Source organism: Apilactobacillus timberlakei (assembly GCF_002993965.1).
In the GTDB taxonomy this organism is placed as follows: Bacteria; Bacillota; Bacilli; order Lactobacillales; family Lactobacillaceae; genus Apilactobacillus; species Apilactobacillus timberlakei.
In genome coordinates this window covers 79,197-93,755 of record NZ_POST01000001.1, presented here as the reverse complement: position 1 = coordinate 93,755, position 14,559 = coordinate 79,197, and the positions used below count along the sequence as shown (strand labels likewise).

Here is a 14,559-nt window from a genome sequence, read left to right as displayed (position 1 = left end):
AAAATGAATAGAGATTCACAAGAACAAGTAAAATGTTTAGTTGATGGCAAAACATATCTAAGAGATGAGGGTGTAATCTTAAAAGAGTTAGCTCAACCTATTTCTAATGCAATTAAACAAGATTATCCTAAAGCCAAAATGAATAGCTTTATTTGCGCTAATCACTTATTAAAGTATCGAATGAATCGCGTAGATTCATTAATCAATTCAGATTTAAGACAAAGTCAAAAAATCAATCGTAAATTAACTAAAGCTTTAAAAGATGATAACTATGAAATCACGGATGTTAACGTTTCACTTAGCCAAAGTACTACTTTTGGGCAAAAAGTATCTGATGCAGTTGCTAAATTTGGTGGTAGTTGGACTTTTATTTTCATTTTTATAGCGATTCTGTTAGTATGGATGCTTATGAATGGTTTAGCAATCTTTGGAATTCATTTTGATCCTTATCCATATATTTTATTGAATCTGTTTTTAAGTTGTTTTTCAGCTATTCAAGCACCAATTATTATGATGAGTCAAAATCGTTCAGCACAACGTGATCGTTTAGATGCCGAAAATGATTTCCATGTTAACTTAAAATCCGAACATGAATTGCGTATTTTGCATGCGAAGTTAGATCATTTAACCCAAAATCAAATGCCCCATGATTTAGAAATTGAAAAACTACAGTTACAAATTTTAGGGGAAGTTCGTTCTGAACTAACTAATTTAAGAAACGAAAATATAAAATTGAAAGAACAATTAAAGCAACAAAAACAAAACTAGAGGTGAAAGATAATGGAAGACAATATTAAAATGGGAACTCCTGCTTTTAGTAAGATGATGTTTGTATTAAATGCACCAGTTACAGAAGCTAATCATAAGTACTATCGTTTCATGAATGAAGAAATGCAACAAATTGCGGAAGATATTTGGGCAATGCCTGCTTACATGAAAGAAAACGATGACTTTTCAATGTTCTTTATTATTACTAAGATTGAATCAGGTGAAACTGTTATTGCTTTTGCAGAAGGTCATTTACAAGAAAATGATTTTTCATTAGGGCAACCCATGTCATCTGGTAAAGGTTTAAACAAGTTAAATGAACACGATGAAGAGCGTGCTAGTTCAGTTCTTCATTTTATCAATCAAATTTCTAAAGCAGCTGAAGGAAATTGGCGTATGCTTGAAGATTAATGAATTAACATTCCATTTTGATGGAATGTTTTTTATTTATAAAAAAGTAAAAAATCCTTTGAATTTATTTAAAATGGTGATATCATCTTTAAATCGAGTTTTAAATAATTAAATTGATAAAGGGGGGCTTAATCATGTTAATGAGAAGAGCACACATCGAAGATTTTGCAGCAATCAAACAAATTGTTTTCGAAGGAAAGGACCTACTTGCCAAGCAAGGTGTTAACCAATGGCAAGATGGTTATCCTAATGCTGATTCATTAATGAATGATATTCTTAATCAATGGACTGTTGTATTAGAAGAAGACGGAGAAATTTTAGGCACCGCTGCCGTCATTCCTGGCAAAGATAACAGTTATGAACATTTAGATGGTAAATGGTTATCAAATGGCCCCTATGTATCAATTCATCGTGTGGCTGTTTCAAGCCATCACCATGGTCGTGGTTTATCACAAAAATTATTTGAAGCCATTTATGATGTCGTAAAAAATATAAATGGCATTAATAGTATTCGCGTGGACACTAATCCTGGTAATTTAGGGATGCAACATGTCATTAAAAAAGCTGGTTTTGTAGAAACAGGAAAGGTGATTCCAATTTCTGCAACTGCCAATACCGATGTTAGAAATTTTGCTTATGAACATTTAATTAAACAACCATTATTGGTTTAAAATATCAAAAGGTCGCTTTCTTTTAGAAAAGCGACCTTTTTTTGTTATATGTATTTATTGTATAATTAAAATATAGATAGGAGGGAGTTTAAATGCATTCACATGATGAAGAACAAAACCAGATGACTGGGAGTCGCTTTTTATTTGTGACGATTTTAAATTCGTTAATTACATTAGTTGAATTTCTAGGTGGAATTTTATCAGGTAGTTTGTCATTACTATCAGATGCTTTTCATAATTTAGGCGATTCAGCTTCAGTGGTGGGTAGCTATTATGCTCATCGTATTAGTGAGCGCCCACAAAATAAATTTAATACTTTTGGTTATAAGCGAGCCCAAATTATCTCAGCATTTTTAAATTCAATTTTCTTATTAATGATTTCAGCTGTATTAATTTTTGAGGCAATTCCAAAACTGTTTAAACCAGAACAAATTAATGGTAATTTAATGTTAATTGTTGCTGTGGTTTCAACAGTTGCTAATTTAATTTCAACTATAATGTTGAATCATGGTTCAAAAAATAATTTGAATGTTAGGGCTACATATTTACATTTGTTAAGTGATACATTAGCTTCAATTGGTATTATTATTGGTGGAATTTTAATCAGATTATTTGGTTGGAATATTATTGATCCATTGGTAACAATTATTGTGGCACTATATATTATTTCTGAAACTTTTCCCATTATTAGAAAAACCATTAAGATTTTGATGCAAGGGGCTCCACATATTGATTGTTATGCTATTCAAAAAGATTTATTAAGCATTGATGGAGTAACTGGAGTCCATCATGTTCATATTTGGTCAGTTGATGAAAATAGCATTATGTTTTCTGCTCATATTAATATGCAGGATATGATGATTAGCGATGCTGAAAAAATATATGATCCAATTACTAAATTATTACATGATAAGTACAATGTTGAGCATGTTACATTACAAGCTGAAGTTGAACGTGGTAAGAAAGAAGACTTGTTTTATGATAGCGGTACCGATATAAAATAAATCAATAAAAAAATCTCAACCCCATTTTTGAGGCTGAGATTTTTATTTTATAATCCAGCTGGTACGTTATCATATTTTGTTTGGTACCAATCTTCCCAAGAAATTTCAGGAGTACCATTAGCTAAAAAGTTAATATCTAAATCTTTTAATAATTCACGATAATTTGTACTACAATATTTAACCGTATCTTTAGCAGCATGTTCAATTGATTCAAAACGATTGCGATATACTTCGCGGTCGATATCCCATAAAAATGAGTTATCAATATCCTGACTAATTAGTTCCATATTGCGATCTCGATACATTTTGACAAAGAATTTACTGAAACCTTTGACACTATTTTCTTGAGATTGTTCGTTGAGTTGGTCGAACTTAAATGTTTGTTCACTCATATTTCCATCTCCAGTTTCTTATTACTTATGTAACCTACAATTTAATTATATATTTTTTATTAAAAAAAGTTAAATAAAAATGGTAAAATTATATTAAATGATGTATTATTAATCATTAAAAACTATGTATTAATTAGATTGATTTAGGAGACGCTGATAATAATGACCCCAAAGAAAGAGGACTATTTAAAAATTATATTTGAACTAGGTGGAACTAAAGATAAAGTTTCCAATAAAAGAATTGCAATCAGTTTAGATATAGCTGCAGCCTCTGTAACTGAAATGGTGAATAAATTGCTTGAAGAAGGTTTGGTGCACCATGAACCTTATTCCGGTGTTTACTTAACAGAAAAAGGGGTTAAGTTAGCTGAAGTATTAGTTAGAAAACACCGTATTTGGGAAAGTTTTTTAGTTAATGAGTTAAATTATCCGCTTCCTGATTTAGATAAAGAAGCTGAAGTCTTAGAACATGTTACAAGTGATCGCTTGTTAACAGCAATGTACGATAAACTGGGACATCCAACTCACTGTCCACATGGTGGAGTAATTCCTAGCATTGATGGACATTATAAAGAAGATAGCCATTTGTTGCTTAACGATGCTAAAGATGGTGATACAGTAATTGTTGATCGGTTCATTGATAATCATGATCTACTAACTTATTTAGGCGATATTCAACTGGATATTGGTGATAAGTTAAAAGTTGTTAAGCACTCACCATTCGAAGGCCCAGTTACTGTACAAAATTTAACTGACAAACAAGAAAATGCAATTAGTTATAAAGCATCACATTATATTTTTATTAAGAATTCGAACGAATAAAACGAGGATGAGTGGATAACGCTTAAACCTCGTTTTTTATTTAACTTAAAATAATCCAATCCGTGTTATAATTTGAAATAATATTATTGTTATGCAAAATGTAGGTGAATTCTTTGAACGAAAAAAGGAAAAGTAAATTAGTTGTGGAAACTTGTTTATTAGCGGGTAAAATTATGATTGAAAATGGTTCTGAAATGGTTAGAGTAAACGATACAATTGACCGTATTTGTCATAATGCAGGCTTTTCTGATAGTCGCTCTTATGTAACTTTAACGGGAATTATAATGACAGTCAGTCCTAACATGGGATCACAAGTTATTTCAATTGATAAACGTAGTTTTGATTTGGAAAAAGTTTCAGTGGTTAATGATTATTCAAGACAATTCCAAGCAGGATGGATTACCTTAGGACAGTTTTACCATTCTTTAAAGCATATTGATAAGCATGTAACTAGGTATCCCTTTTGGATTGAGTTACTAGGAGCTGCAGTTGTCAGTGGTACTTTGGAAATTGTTTTTAGGCATAATGCTTTTGATTTTTGGGCCGCTGCTTTTATTGGAGTTTTAGGGTGGCTTGTCTATAATGTTATCGACAAATATACATCCATTAAGTTTTTGAATGAATTTATATCGGCATTAACGATTGGATTTGCTTCTATTATTATGATTAGAATGCACTTAGCTAATAGTGCTGATGATTTGATTACAGGTGGATTAATGCCGCTGGTTCCCGGAGTTCCTATTACCAACGCGGTTCGTGATGTTTTATCAGGTAATTTAATTTCAGGACCTTCTCGTGGAGTTGAAGCCATTATGAGTGCGTGTGCTTTAGGGTTCGGCGTTGCGATGGCAATTAAAATCATGGGATGAGGTGTTTATTTGGGATTATTTATTAATATTGTTTGTGTTTATCTAGCAACCATTGGTTTTGGATTATTAGTTAATGTACCTAAAAGAGCACTTAATATGAGCGGAATTGTAAGTGTTTCTGGTTGGCTTGTTTATTTCTATATCAATACATATATAAGTGGTTATATTTTTGCCAATTTATTTGGAACTCTTATGGTAGGTATATTAAGTATTTTCGCATCGCGTTATAAAAAAATGCCGGTTATTATTTTTAACATTCCAGCTTTAGTACCACTTGTTCCTGGAGGACAGGCATATCAAGTTATGAAATCATTGGCGACTGGGAACTTTATTTTAGCTAAGTCGAATTTAATTCAAGTGGTTTTTATTGCAGGAGCAATCGCTTCTGGTTTCTTGTTTTCTGAATTTTTAAATCAATTGTATATACGTTGGCGTTTTAATTTAGCAAATAAAAAGAGCAATGAAAAATAATTTTCATTGCTCTTTTTATTATTGTCCTAAGAAGAAACTAAAGATTAAAACCATTAATACGAATGTGGTGATATAAACGTATAACATGTCATGTTCTTTATAGAATGAATATATTGAAACGACTACTCGTAAAACAGGTGTTAGTATTAAACAAAATATTCCTAACATCATAATGGCATATGACTTTAATTTTACAATACCATGAAAAATTTCTTTGAATGATGATGGATGGTAATTTCCAGCGTATCCAGAGTTACCAGTAATAAGGAACATTACCAGGCCAATTATCATGATTGCAGCCGATATAATAACGCCAATTCTTAAAATTTTGCCAATTACTAATTCAATTTCATTCATTTCTGCCTTAGTGGTTTGCTTAGAATTATTCATTTTTTAACCTCCTAGAAGCCTTTAATAACCATGCTAATTCCAATATATAATAAAATTGGTACGAAACAGATTCGAATCCATCTTGCTGGTAAGATTTGCATAATTCTTGATCCAATTGTAGCACCAACTAAAATACCTAATGCTAGTGGGACTGCAATATATGGCAAAATGGATCCATTAAAGAAATAAACAGTGGCTGATGCAGCAGCAGTAACTCCCATCATTAAATTACTAGTAGCACTAGAAGGCTTTAGTGGCATTTTCATGAATGTATCCATGGCAATAACTTTAAATGCTCCAGAACCAATCCCTAATAATCCAGAAGCTAATCCAGCACCGAACATTACTGATAAACCACCAGGAATGTTTTCCACTTTATAATCAATTTGTTTATGCTCAGCTTTATCATAATAGCTGCCATTTAATCGCATTTTTTGAGCAATTTTATCGTTCTTATTACTAAGATTAGATTTATTTTTATTCATTAATTTGCGTGCCATATTGAATGATGAAAATAATAATAGCAATCCAAACAGTATGTAAAGATATTTTGGTTCTAAAATACCAGTTAACAACGCTCCTGAAACGGCTCCGATAGTAGTAGCAATTTCTAAAAACATTGCTACTCGAAGGTTCAATACCTCATCCCTTAAATATGCGATAGTGGATCCAGAACTAGTAGCAATTACTACAATCACACTAGCTCCAATGGCATATTTAATATCTAAGTGACAAGCTAAAGTCAAAATAGGGGTGACAATAATTCCGCCACCTAATCCTAAGATAGCACCAGCAATTCCAGCGAATAAACCAATGACTATCATAAGTATCACTGTTCCAATCATGATGTTTCCTCCTAAAATATTTAATTATCTTTTATTATAACAATGATTGAATTATATACCCTTAAAAGTGATTTTTATAATTTTAATTAAAATATGAATGCATCTATATTAGCTATGTTATACTAAATTTAAAACTTTTTAGGAGGATTAAAGTTTCATGATAATTGATAAGGATAATAAAAGAGTTTTTAAAATCACTTTGGGATTGATATTATCATTATTTGTTTCCGTTTCAGTGATTATGAACTCTGGTTATTTGAAATTTATTGATTCAATTATTATCGGATCAATTCAAAAGTCACAAGGTGGACTTAAAGAAAAATTAATGCACTTGTCTACGACATTAGCCAGTCCTAAAATGGATATTGTGTGGATATTGATTATTGCATTCTTTCTTTGGGGATTTAGAAATAAAATTGTAGCATTATGGTCAATATTTACCATTATTGGTGGAGATGTTGTTGCTTTTATCGTTAAAAATCTTGTCAGAAGACCACGTCCGTCATTACATAGTGCAGCCGATACCGGATTTAGTTTCCCTAGTGGACATGTTTTTGGAATCTTTATTGTTATTAGTATTGTATGGATTGTTTTGGTACCAATGATTAAGGGATGGAAGAAGCAATTATTTATACAAATTATAACGTTCATTTTCTTATTGCTAGTTATGGCATCACGTATTTATTTGAACGCCCATTATCCTACTGATACTTTAGGAGCTGCTTTTATTGCTTATACATGGGTTCAAATTTCTGAAACATTTTATGTTAGATATGCTCTTCGTCTAAAAGAGCATTGGCGCCCAGTCCGCCGTTCATATTTATAATTTAAAAAGCTGATATCATTTTGATATCAGCTTTTTTTATAGAACTTTTTTTAGCCAATCGTTTGATAAATCAAACCATTTAGCAACGTGTGGATTATTAGAATCTTTATTCCAAGCAGTAACTGAATTAGCTAATGCCATTCCATGAGGACCATGGTGAAAAATGTGCAATTCATTATCTATATTATGTTGATTTAAACTCATTGAATATTTTAAAGAATTATTTACCGGCACAAATGGATCATCTGCGGTATGCCAAATAAATGTAGGAGCATTAGTATCTGTTATATGTTCTTCAGCAGCCAATTCTTTTTGATCGCTAACCCAGTTACTAATAGTTTCTTTATTACCTGGAAAACCGAGTGTTAAGTTTGTGACAGGATAATTTAGAATAACTGCATTGGGTTTTAATATTTTGGAATCTGATACACCAACTTTTTCCATTAACCATTTACTATCATAAAAGTCATTGTATAGACTAGTAATGTGACCACCAATTGAAAATCCAGAAATAACAATTTTATTAGGATCAATATTCCATGTACTAGCATTTTTACGAATCATTTTAATAGCGTTTGCTAATTCTACTAGTGGGTTAGGTAGTAATGGGCGTGCTTCTTGTTCAAAGGTATATCGAACAAAGAAGCTTTGATATCCCTTAGCTGAATAATTTAAGGCAATACTTTCCGCTTGGACCATTGGAATGTGGTTATAGGAACCGCCGGGAAGAATTATGATGGCGGGATGCTTAAAATTATTAGTTTCAACATCAGCCGGTCTAAGGTATCCTTGAATAAAAGCGTTTGAATTTTTACGAATTGATTCTTTTATTATTTTCATATTTACACCTCAAATATATAATATCTGTGATTATTTTAACGCAAGAATGGTGGTAATGTCTGTTGAAGAATATAAATATTAACTTAGGTGAAATTAAATTAGATACCTTAAATTCTAATGATTTTAAAGATTATTGGGAAATGATTGCTAATGATCAAGTAGCCAAAAAAACTGGCTTTGAACCAGTGAAAGATGAAATTAAAGCTAAAATGCTTTTTCAGTCAGAAAATGAAGATCATGTTACCTTTGTGATTCGATTAGTTGATTCTGGAAAAGTTATTGGTTTAATTAATTTGTTTCCCGAGATTGGAGAAAACTTTGAACCAGTTTATGATAATTTAGAATTAGGCTATTTCATGAATAATAACTATCAAAAAAGAGGCTACATGACTAAGGCCTTATCAGCAGTAATTAAAAATTTTGATGAAGCTTCTTTAATTGAAGCAACCGTTGATCAAAATAATGAGCCTTCAATGAAAGTTTTAAATAAGCTAGGCTTTCATCAAATTGATAAATATGATGGTTATAAGACATTCGAATTAAAATTATCATAGTTATTGTTTAATTAACTTATATGTTATATAATTACCTAGTAAATCTAAGAAGAGGCGCAAATGACATTAATAACCAATCTTTTTCAATAAAGTGATGTATATAGATTGGTGAAAGGGGATTTTGCCGAAACTAATAGCTGCTTTATCAACCATTAGTTGGGGCTCAGTTGAATAAGCTGAGGACTGTCGTAGTTTTTCTACGGAGTGCTTTCTAGGATCAATAATTAAAATTTGATTGATTACGGATCTCTTCTTATATACAGGGGAGATCCTTTTTAGTTATTTTTCTGATGGCACCTCTTAGAATCATAAGAGAGGATGACATATTATGAGTGAAAACTCACAGGATAAAGGGGTAAAGAGACGACTTAAGACAAGACATGTTTCGATGATTGCCCTAGGAGGTTCAATTGGAACTGGATTGTTTGTTGCTTCAGGTTCAGTTATTAGTCAAGCTGGACCAGGTGGAGCATTAATTGCTTACTTCTTAATGGGACTAATGGTTTACTTTTTAATGACTAGTTTGGGAGAAATGGCTACTAATACACCTGTTTCTGGTTCATTTTCCGTTTACGCAGCTAAGTATGTAGACCCTGCTTTAGGATTTGCCATGGGTTGGAATTATTGGTTTAACTGGGCAATTACCGTGGCAGTTGATATTAGTACGGCGGCCTTGGTAATGAAATTTTGGTTACCCAATATGCCGAGCTGGATATTTAGTGCTATTACTTTAGCATTAATATTATTAATTAATGCTTTATCAGTTAAAGCTTTTGGTGAAACTGAATTTTGGATGTCATTGATTAAAGTTATTACTATCTTCGTCTTTCTAGGCGTAGGAATTTTAACTATTTTTGGTATTATGGGTGGCCATACAATTGGTTTATCTAATTTCCACTATAAACAAGCACCATTTGTTGGTGGTATTCCAATGATTTTAGCAGTCTTTGTGGTTGCTGGGTTCTCATTTCAAGGAACTGAATTAGTTGGAATTACTGCTGGTGAAGCTGATAATCCTAGTAAGGCAGTTCCTCGTGCGATTAAAGATGTCTTTTGGCGCATTATTTTATTCTATATTTTAGCTATTTTTGTAATTGGTGCTATTATTCCATACACTAGTCCTGATTTATTAGGATCAAGTGCTAGTGATGTTGCAATTAGTCCATTTACAATTGTTTTCAAACGTGCAGGACTAGCAGCAGCGGCTTCAATTATGAATGCGGTAATCTTAACTTCAGTAATTTCATCAGCTAATTCCGGAATGTATGCTTCAACTAGAATGCTATATTCAATGTCACATGAAGGGTATGCACCTAAGATTATGGGACGCACTAATAAGCGTGGAATTCCTTATCTTGCTTTGGGTGCAACTACTTTAGTTTCATTGGCTACATTTATTAGTAGTATTGCTGGACCACAAATTTATGTTTGGTTAGTAGCTGCTTCTGGTTTAACTGGATTCATTGCTTGGGTTGGAATTGCACTTTCACACTTTAGATTTAGACGTGCATTTATCAAACAAGGTCATAGTTTAGATGAACTAAAATACCATGCAACATGGTTCCCAACCGGTCCAATTATTACTTTAATTATTTGTATTTTAGTTATTTGTGGTCAAGATATTTCTTCATTTGTAAACTTTAATTGGCAACAAATTGGAATTACTTATATTTCAGTACCATTAGTATTTATTTTATATTTTGCATATAAATTCAAAAATCATACTAAGATTATCCCATTAGATAAAGTAGATGTTTCACCTACTGATTTAAGAGATAAAGAATAAAAGTTAAAAGATGCCTCTCATTTTGAATAGGGCATCTTTTTTATTGATTTAAAATATTTAATGTAACTTTTTTAATTATGTATTAAAATATAAATATTATTGATTTATTTAAGGAGAATTACATGCTGGTACTAGCAGGAACTATTGGAGCAGGAAAGACTTCATTAACTAGATTATTGTCTGAACATTTGGATTCGACTGGCTATTATGAATCGGTTGATGATAATGAAATTTTGCCACTATTTTATAAAGATCCTAAACGTTATGCCTTTTTATTACAAATTTATTTTTTGAATACTAGATTTGAAAACCTTGAACAAGCACAAAGTGAAAAGTTAAGCGTGATGGATCGTTCAATCTATGAAGATTCATTGATGTTTAGATTGAATGCAGATATGAATCGTGCTACTGAAACTGAAGCTGATATTTATGATTCTTTATTGGAAAATATGATGGAGGAAATTCCCAATTCATCACTACAAAAGAACCCAGACTTATTAATTCATATTAATATTTCATTTGATACAATGTTAAAACGAATTAAAAAGCGTGGACGTAGTTTTGAACAAGTAGATAATGATCCAGGGTTATATGATTATTATCAGGATTTAAATGATCGTTATAATAATTTCTATAAAAATTATGACCAATCGCCAAAAATTCAAATTGATGGCGATAAATATGATTTTATTGAAAATGAGAATGATCGTAAAAAAGTTTTACAGCAGATTGATAATAAGTTAAAAGAATTGAATCTAAAATAGTTGATTATCCAAAATAGATGTAATATTATTATTTATAGATGCAAACGCGATGTATGTTTATTAGTAGACATCAAGAGATGTGATGGTTGGTGAGAATCACAAGTCGAAATTTCCGGCATACGAAAAGCGGGTAGGTAATGCTACACGGTAAGTGACCGTTATCACGATACGAGTGTTTAGTTATGACTAAGAACTTGGGTGGTACCGCGAAAAGAAGGCCTTCGTCCCAATTGGATGAGGCCTTCTTTTTTATTATCTATTACTAGGAGGTATTACTTATGTTAGACATGAAAATGATTAGACAAAATCCTAATTTTATTAAGGATAAATTAGCAACCAGAGGGATTAAAGCTGAAACTATTGATGAATTAATTGGATATGATGAAAAACGTCGTGAATTAATTCTTAAGAGTGAAACTTTAAAAGCTAATAAGAATAAAGCATCTAAGAAAATTGCTGAAGCAAAACGCAATAAAGAAGATGCAACAGATGCTATTAATGAAATGAAACAAGTTGGTGCTGATATTAAACAACTAGACGCTGATTTAGAAAAAACTGAAAAAAATCAACACGATTTAGCTGCGCATTTACCAAATATTCCAGCAGATGGGGTTCCTGAAAGTTTAACTGAAGAAGGTGCCGTAGAATTACGTAAGATTGGTAAACCACGTCATTTTAAATTTGAACCAAAACATCATTGGGATATTGGTGAAAAACTAGGAATCTTAAACTTTGATGCTAGTGCTAAAGTTGCTGGTAGTCGTTTTGTATATTATATGGGGGCAGGTGCCAAACTAGAACGTGCTGTATATAACTTCTATTTAGATCAAAATGATAAAGCTGGTTACACTGAAGTTTTACCACCATATATGGTAAATTCAGCTTCAATGTATGGAACTGGACAATTTCCTAAATTCTTAGAAAATAAGGCCGGTTTTGAAATTGCTGATAGTGATTTAACTATGATTCCAACTGCTGAAGTTCCATTGGTTAATTATTATCGTGATGATGTTATTCCAACTGAGAAATTACCAGTTAAATTTACTGCTTTAACACCTGCATTTAGATCAGAAGCAGGTAGTGCTGGTCGTGATACTCGTGGTTTGATTCGTTTACACCAATTTAACAAGGTTGAAATGGTACAATTTACTAAGCCTGAAGATTCATGGGATGCTTTAGAAAGCATTACCGAACATGCAGAATCACTACTGAAATTGTTGAAGATTCCATACCATGTTATTACTCTAACTACTAGTGATATGAGTTTCACTGCTGCAATGACTCATGATCTTGAAGTTTGGATGCCTGCTCAAGGTCGTTATCGTGAAATTTCAAGTTGTTCAAATACAACTGATTTCCAAGCTAGAAGAGCACACATTCAATACCGTGATGAAAATGGTAAATTACAATATGTTCATACATTAAATGGATCTGGACTCGCAGTTGGAAGAACAGTTGCAGCCATTTTAGAAAATTATCAAAACGAAGATGGTACTGTTGATATTCCAGAAGTATTACAACCATATATGCATGGAATGAAGAAAATTATTAAAGAAAACTAGTTTGATAATATATAAAGAGCAATCACTGATTGCTCTTTTTTTATAAAATTTAAAATTAAGGGTAGACAATTCATTGTATGTTAGATATAATATTTTTTGTTGAGTTTTTTGAAATAAACGATTTAATTAATTATTAAAAAAGTTGTTGACTTTATAAAAAACAAATGATACTATTAAATAGTTGTCTTGTTGAGATAACTTATCGGAATGACCTCATGGAGGATTAGCTCAGTTGGGAGAGCATCTGCCTTACAAGCAGGAGGTCACAGGTTCGAGCCCTGTATCCTCCATTGAGCCGTTAGCTCAGCTGGTAGAGCATCTGACTTTTAATCAGAGGGTCGGCAGTTCGAACCTGCCACGGCTCATTACAATTAAAAAAGCAACTTGCGGGCGTGGCGGAATTGGCAGACGCGCTAGATTTAGGTTCTAGTTTCTATATGGAAGTGGGGGTTCGAATCCCTTCGCCCGCATTATGCATAGCATATGTTGCCGACTTAGCTCAGTTGGCTAGAGCGCTTCACTAGTAATGAAGAGGTCGGGTGTTCGAATCATCTAGTCGGCATATGCGGAAGTAGTTCAGTGGTAGAACATCACCTTGCCATGGTGGGGGTCGCGAGTTCGAATCTCGTCTTCCGCTTTTTATATTGTAATATGCCTGCCGGGGTGGCGGAATTGGCAGACGCACAGGACTTAAAATCCTGCGGTTAGTAATAACCGTACCGGTTCGATCCCGGTCCTCGGCATTTAACTGAATATATTTTATTTTGCACCCATAGCGCAACTGGATAGAGTGTCTGACTACGAATCAGAAGGTTGTAGGTTCGAGTCCTACTGGGTGCATTTTTTATTTCCTCGGGAAGTAGCTCAGCTTGGTAGAGCACCTGGTTTGGGACCAGGGGGTCGCAGGTTCGAATCCTGTCTTCCCGATAATAATTTTATTTTGAGAAAATGATTTGACTATTAATTGCTTTTGTAAGAGAGTAATGACGTAGGAAAGTTGTTTTCTCATTTTTTGTCTATAAATAATTCAAAATACTTTTATTTTGTAGAATAACTCCGTATAATAAAAGTCAATATTAGTCAAAGATGGGACGGTTATTTATATGCAAGGTAAAAATCTGTCTGATGTTATTGAAGCGTATTTAAAGAAAATATTGGCTAATGACGAAAAAGTTGAAATTAGTCGATCTGATATTGCCAACCTTTTTGATGTAGTTCCATCTCAAATTAACTATGTTATAAAAACCAGATTTACCATTCAAAATGGTTACACTGTTGAAAGTAAACGTGGCGGTGGTGGATATATAAGAATTGAAAAGGTTAAGTTGCTTGATAATTTAGATATTTTGGATACACTGATTAATGCAATTGGTAATTCAATATCTCAACGTGAAGGTAAGGCAGTGATTGGAACATTGTTAGCAAATGAATTAGTTACTGTTAATGAAGCTGATTTGTTATCAGCTGCAAGTGACAAGCAAACTTTATCCATTGGCAATAAAGAATTAGAAAACGAAATTAGAGCTAAGATTATGGTCTCAATATTGAATCATTTGAGATACAAAAGCTAGAAAGTGGGGCTAC

The 14,559-nt window shown here is 32.5% G+C and carries 17 protein-coding genes, 8 tRNA genes and 1 riboswitch; of the genes, 21 read left to right on the top strand and 4 right to left on the bottom strand.

Annotated features, from left to right (window positions below; genetic code table 11):
- Positions 1-3 precede the first annotated feature (3 nt).
- From C7N71_RS00555 to C7N71_RS00540, 4 genes are all read left to right on the top strand, one after another.
- The gene (locus C7N71_RS00555; protein WP_105987247.1) at positions 4-768 is read left to right on the top strand and encodes a DUF1003 domain-containing protein; all 765 of its coding nucleotides are present in this window, start codon (positions 4-6) and stop codon (positions 766-768) included.
- 12 nt (positions 769-780) lie between these two features.
- Positions 781-1,179, top strand: coding sequence for a hypothetical protein (locus tag C7N71_RS00550; protein ID WP_105987246.1), 399 nt, complete (start codon positions 781-783; stop codon positions 1,177-1,179).
- 134 nt (positions 1,180-1,313) lie between these two features.
- On the top strand, positions 1,314-1,850 hold the full coding sequence (locus C7N71_RS00545) for a GNAT family N-acetyltransferase (protein ID WP_105987245.1): 537 nt from the start codon (positions 1,314-1,316) through the stop codon (positions 1,848-1,850).
- Positions 1,851-1,942: 92 nt separating this feature from the next.
- Entirely contained in the window at positions 1,943-2,854 is a 912-nt protein-coding gene (locus tag C7N71_RS00540; RefSeq protein ID WP_105987244.1) for a cation diffusion facilitator family transporter, read from the top strand.
- Positions 2,855-2,901: 47 nt separating this feature from the next.
- Here C7N71_RS00540 and C7N71_RS00535 read toward each other — a convergent pair whose 3' ends face one another.
- On the bottom strand, positions 2,902-3,246 hold the full coding sequence (locus C7N71_RS00535; RefSeq protein WP_105987243.1) for a hypothetical protein: 345 nt from the start codon (positions 3,244-3,246) through the stop codon (positions 2,902-2,904).
- 162 nt (positions 3,247-3,408) lie between these two features.
- Between C7N71_RS00535 and C7N71_RS00530 the strand changes: the two genes are divergently transcribed.
- From C7N71_RS00530 to C7N71_RS00520, 3 genes are all read left to right on the top strand, one after another.
- On the top strand, positions 3,409-4,068 hold the full coding sequence (locus tag C7N71_RS00530) for a metal-dependent transcriptional regulator (RefSeq protein ID WP_105987242.1): 660 nt from the start codon (positions 3,409-3,411) through the stop codon (positions 4,066-4,068).
- A gap of 113 nt (positions 4,069-4,181) precedes the next feature.
- Positions 4,182-4,937, top strand: coding sequence for a threonine/serine exporter family protein (locus C7N71_RS00525; protein WP_105963795.1), 756 nt, complete (start codon positions 4,182-4,184; stop codon positions 4,935-4,937).
- A 9-nt stretch (positions 4,938-4,946) separates the two neighbouring features.
- On the top strand, positions 4,947-5,408 hold the full coding sequence (locus C7N71_RS00520; RefSeq protein WP_105987240.1) for a threonine/serine exporter family protein: 462 nt from the start codon (positions 4,947-4,949) through the stop codon (positions 5,406-5,408).
- A gap of 18 nt (positions 5,409-5,426) precedes the next feature.
- Here C7N71_RS00520 and C7N71_RS00515 read toward each other — a convergent pair whose 3' ends face one another.
- A complete protein-coding gene (locus tag C7N71_RS00515) occupies positions 5,427-5,798 on the bottom strand; it encodes a DUF1634 domain-containing protein (RefSeq protein ID WP_105987239.1) in 372 nt (123 codons plus the stop codon).
- Positions 5,799-5,809: 11 nt separating this feature from the next.
- A complete protein-coding gene (locus C7N71_RS00510; RefSeq protein WP_105987238.1) occupies positions 5,810-6,643 on the bottom strand; it encodes a sulfite exporter TauE/SafE family protein in 834 nt (277 codons plus the stop codon).
- A gap of 157 nt (positions 6,644-6,800) precedes the next feature.
- Between C7N71_RS00510 and C7N71_RS00505 the strand changes: the two genes are divergently transcribed.
- Positions 6,801-7,469, top strand: a complete 669-nt coding sequence (locus C7N71_RS00505; RefSeq protein ID WP_105987237.1) for a phosphatase PAP2 family protein — start codon at positions 6,801-6,803, stop codon at positions 7,467-7,469.
- 36 nt (positions 7,470-7,505) lie between these two features.
- Here the strand turns inward: C7N71_RS00505 and C7N71_RS00500 are convergent, their stop codons facing one another.
- Positions 7,506-8,309, bottom strand: a complete 804-nt coding sequence (locus C7N71_RS00500; RefSeq protein WP_105987236.1) for an alpha/beta hydrolase — start codon at positions 8,307-8,309, stop codon at positions 7,506-7,508.
- Between the two features lie 62 nt (positions 8,310-8,371).
- Here C7N71_RS00500 and C7N71_RS00495 point away from each other — a divergent pair, with 62 nt between their 5' ends.
- The 13 genes from C7N71_RS00495 to C7N71_RS00435 all read left to right on the top strand — a co-directional run bounded on the left by C7N71_RS00495 (position 8,372) and on the right by C7N71_RS00435 (position 14,546).
- The gene (locus C7N71_RS00495) at positions 8,372-8,863 is read left to right on the top strand and encodes a GNAT family N-acetyltransferase (protein ID WP_105987235.1); all 492 of its coding nucleotides are present in this window, start codon (positions 8,372-8,374) and stop codon (positions 8,861-8,863) included.
- Positions 8,864-8,904: 41 nt separating this feature from the next.
- A riboswitch (Lysine riboswitch) is annotated at positions 8,905-9,081 on the top strand.
- A gap of 110 nt (positions 9,082-9,191) precedes the next feature.
- Positions 9,192-10,649, top strand: coding sequence for an amino acid permease (locus tag C7N71_RS00490; RefSeq protein ID WP_105987234.1), 1,458 nt, complete (start codon positions 9,192-9,194; stop codon positions 10,647-10,649).
- 122 nt (positions 10,650-10,771) lie between these two features.
- Positions 10,772-11,413, top strand: coding sequence for a deoxynucleoside kinase (locus tag C7N71_RS00485; RefSeq protein ID WP_105963787.1), 642 nt, complete (start codon positions 10,772-10,774; stop codon positions 11,411-11,413).
- 278 nt (positions 11,414-11,691) lie between these two features.
- Positions 11,692-12,975: a serine--tRNA ligase gene (serS, locus tag C7N71_RS00480; protein ID WP_105987233.1), complete on the top strand. Its 1,284-nt coding sequence runs from the start codon at positions 11,692-11,694 to the stop codon at positions 12,973-12,975.
- 217 nt (positions 12,976-13,192) lie between these two features.
- A tRNA-Val gene (locus tag C7N71_RS00475) sits at positions 13,193-13,265 on the top strand.
- A gap of 2 nt (positions 13,266-13,267) precedes the next feature.
- Positions 13,268-13,340: transfer RNA gene (locus C7N71_RS00470), tRNA-Lys, on the top strand.
- Between the two features lie 21 nt (positions 13,341-13,361).
- A tRNA-Leu gene (locus C7N71_RS00465) sits at positions 13,362-13,445 on the top strand.
- An 18-nt stretch (positions 13,446-13,463) separates the two neighbouring features.
- Positions 13,464-13,537 (top strand) — tRNA-Thr (locus C7N71_RS00460).
- Between the two features lie 3 nt (positions 13,538-13,540).
- A tRNA-Gly gene (locus tag C7N71_RS00455) sits at positions 13,541-13,612 on the top strand.
- 20 nt (positions 13,613-13,632) lie between these two features.
- A tRNA-Leu gene (locus C7N71_RS00450) sits at positions 13,633-13,718 on the top strand.
- Positions 13,719-13,741: 23 nt separating this feature from the next.
- Positions 13,742-13,815, top strand: a tRNA-Arg gene (locus C7N71_RS00445).
- A 13-nt stretch (positions 13,816-13,828) separates the two neighbouring features.
- Positions 13,829-13,902 (top strand) — tRNA-Pro (locus C7N71_RS00440).
- Between the two features lie 176 nt (positions 13,903-14,078).
- Positions 14,079-14,546, top strand: a complete 468-nt coding sequence (locus tag C7N71_RS00435; protein ID WP_105987232.1) for a CtsR family transcriptional regulator — start codon at positions 14,079-14,081, stop codon at positions 14,544-14,546.
- Positions 14,547-14,559: the final 13 nt, after the last annotated feature.

Coding starts and splice junctions, on each gene's coding strand:
- C7N71_RS00555 (WP_105987247.1), top strand. CDS start 4: ATGAATAGAGATTCACAAGAACAAGTAAAATGTTTAGTTGATGGCAAA.
- C7N71_RS00550 (WP_105987246.1), top strand. CDS start 781: ATGGAAGACAATATTAAAATGGGAACTCCTGCTTTTAGTAAGATGATG.
- C7N71_RS00545 (WP_105987245.1), top strand. CDS start 1,314: ATGTTAATGAGAAGAGCACACATCGAAGATTTTGCAGCAATCAAACAA.
- C7N71_RS00540 (WP_105987244.1), top strand. CDS start 1,943: ATGCATTCACATGATGAAGAACAAAACCAGATGACTGGGAGTCGCTTT.
- C7N71_RS00535 (WP_105987243.1), bottom strand. CDS start 3,246: ATGAGTGAACAAACATTTAAGTTCGACCAACTCAACGAACAATCTCAA.
- C7N71_RS00530 (WP_105987242.1), top strand. CDS start 3,409: ATGACCCCAAAGAAAGAGGACTATTTAAAAATTATATTTGAACTAGGT.
- C7N71_RS00515 (WP_105987239.1), bottom strand. CDS start 5,798: ATGAATAATTCTAAGCAAACCACTAAGGCAGAAATGAATGAAATTGAA.
- C7N71_RS00510 (WP_105987238.1), bottom strand. CDS start 6,643: ATGATTGGAACAGTGATACTTATGATAGTCATTGGTTTATTCGCTGGA.
- C7N71_RS00505 (WP_105987237.1), top strand. CDS start 6,801: ATGATAATTGATAAGGATAATAAAAGAGTTTTTAAAATCACTTTGGGA.
- C7N71_RS00500 (WP_105987236.1), bottom strand. CDS start 8,309: ATGAAAATAATAAAAGAATCAATTCGTAAAAATTCAAACGCTTTTATT.
- C7N71_RS00490 (WP_105987234.1), top strand. CDS start 9,192: ATGAGTGAAAACTCACAGGATAAAGGGGTAAAGAGACGACTTAAGACA.
- C7N71_RS00485 (WP_105963787.1), top strand. CDS start 10,772: ATGCTGGTACTAGCAGGAACTATTGGAGCAGGAAAGACTTCATTAACT.
- serS (WP_105987233.1), top strand. CDS start 11,692: ATGTTAGACATGAAAATGATTAGACAAAATCCTAATTTTATTAAGGAT.
- C7N71_RS00435 (WP_105987232.1), top strand. CDS start 14,079: ATGCAAGGTAAAAATCTGTCTGATGTTATTGAAGCGTATTTAAAGAAA.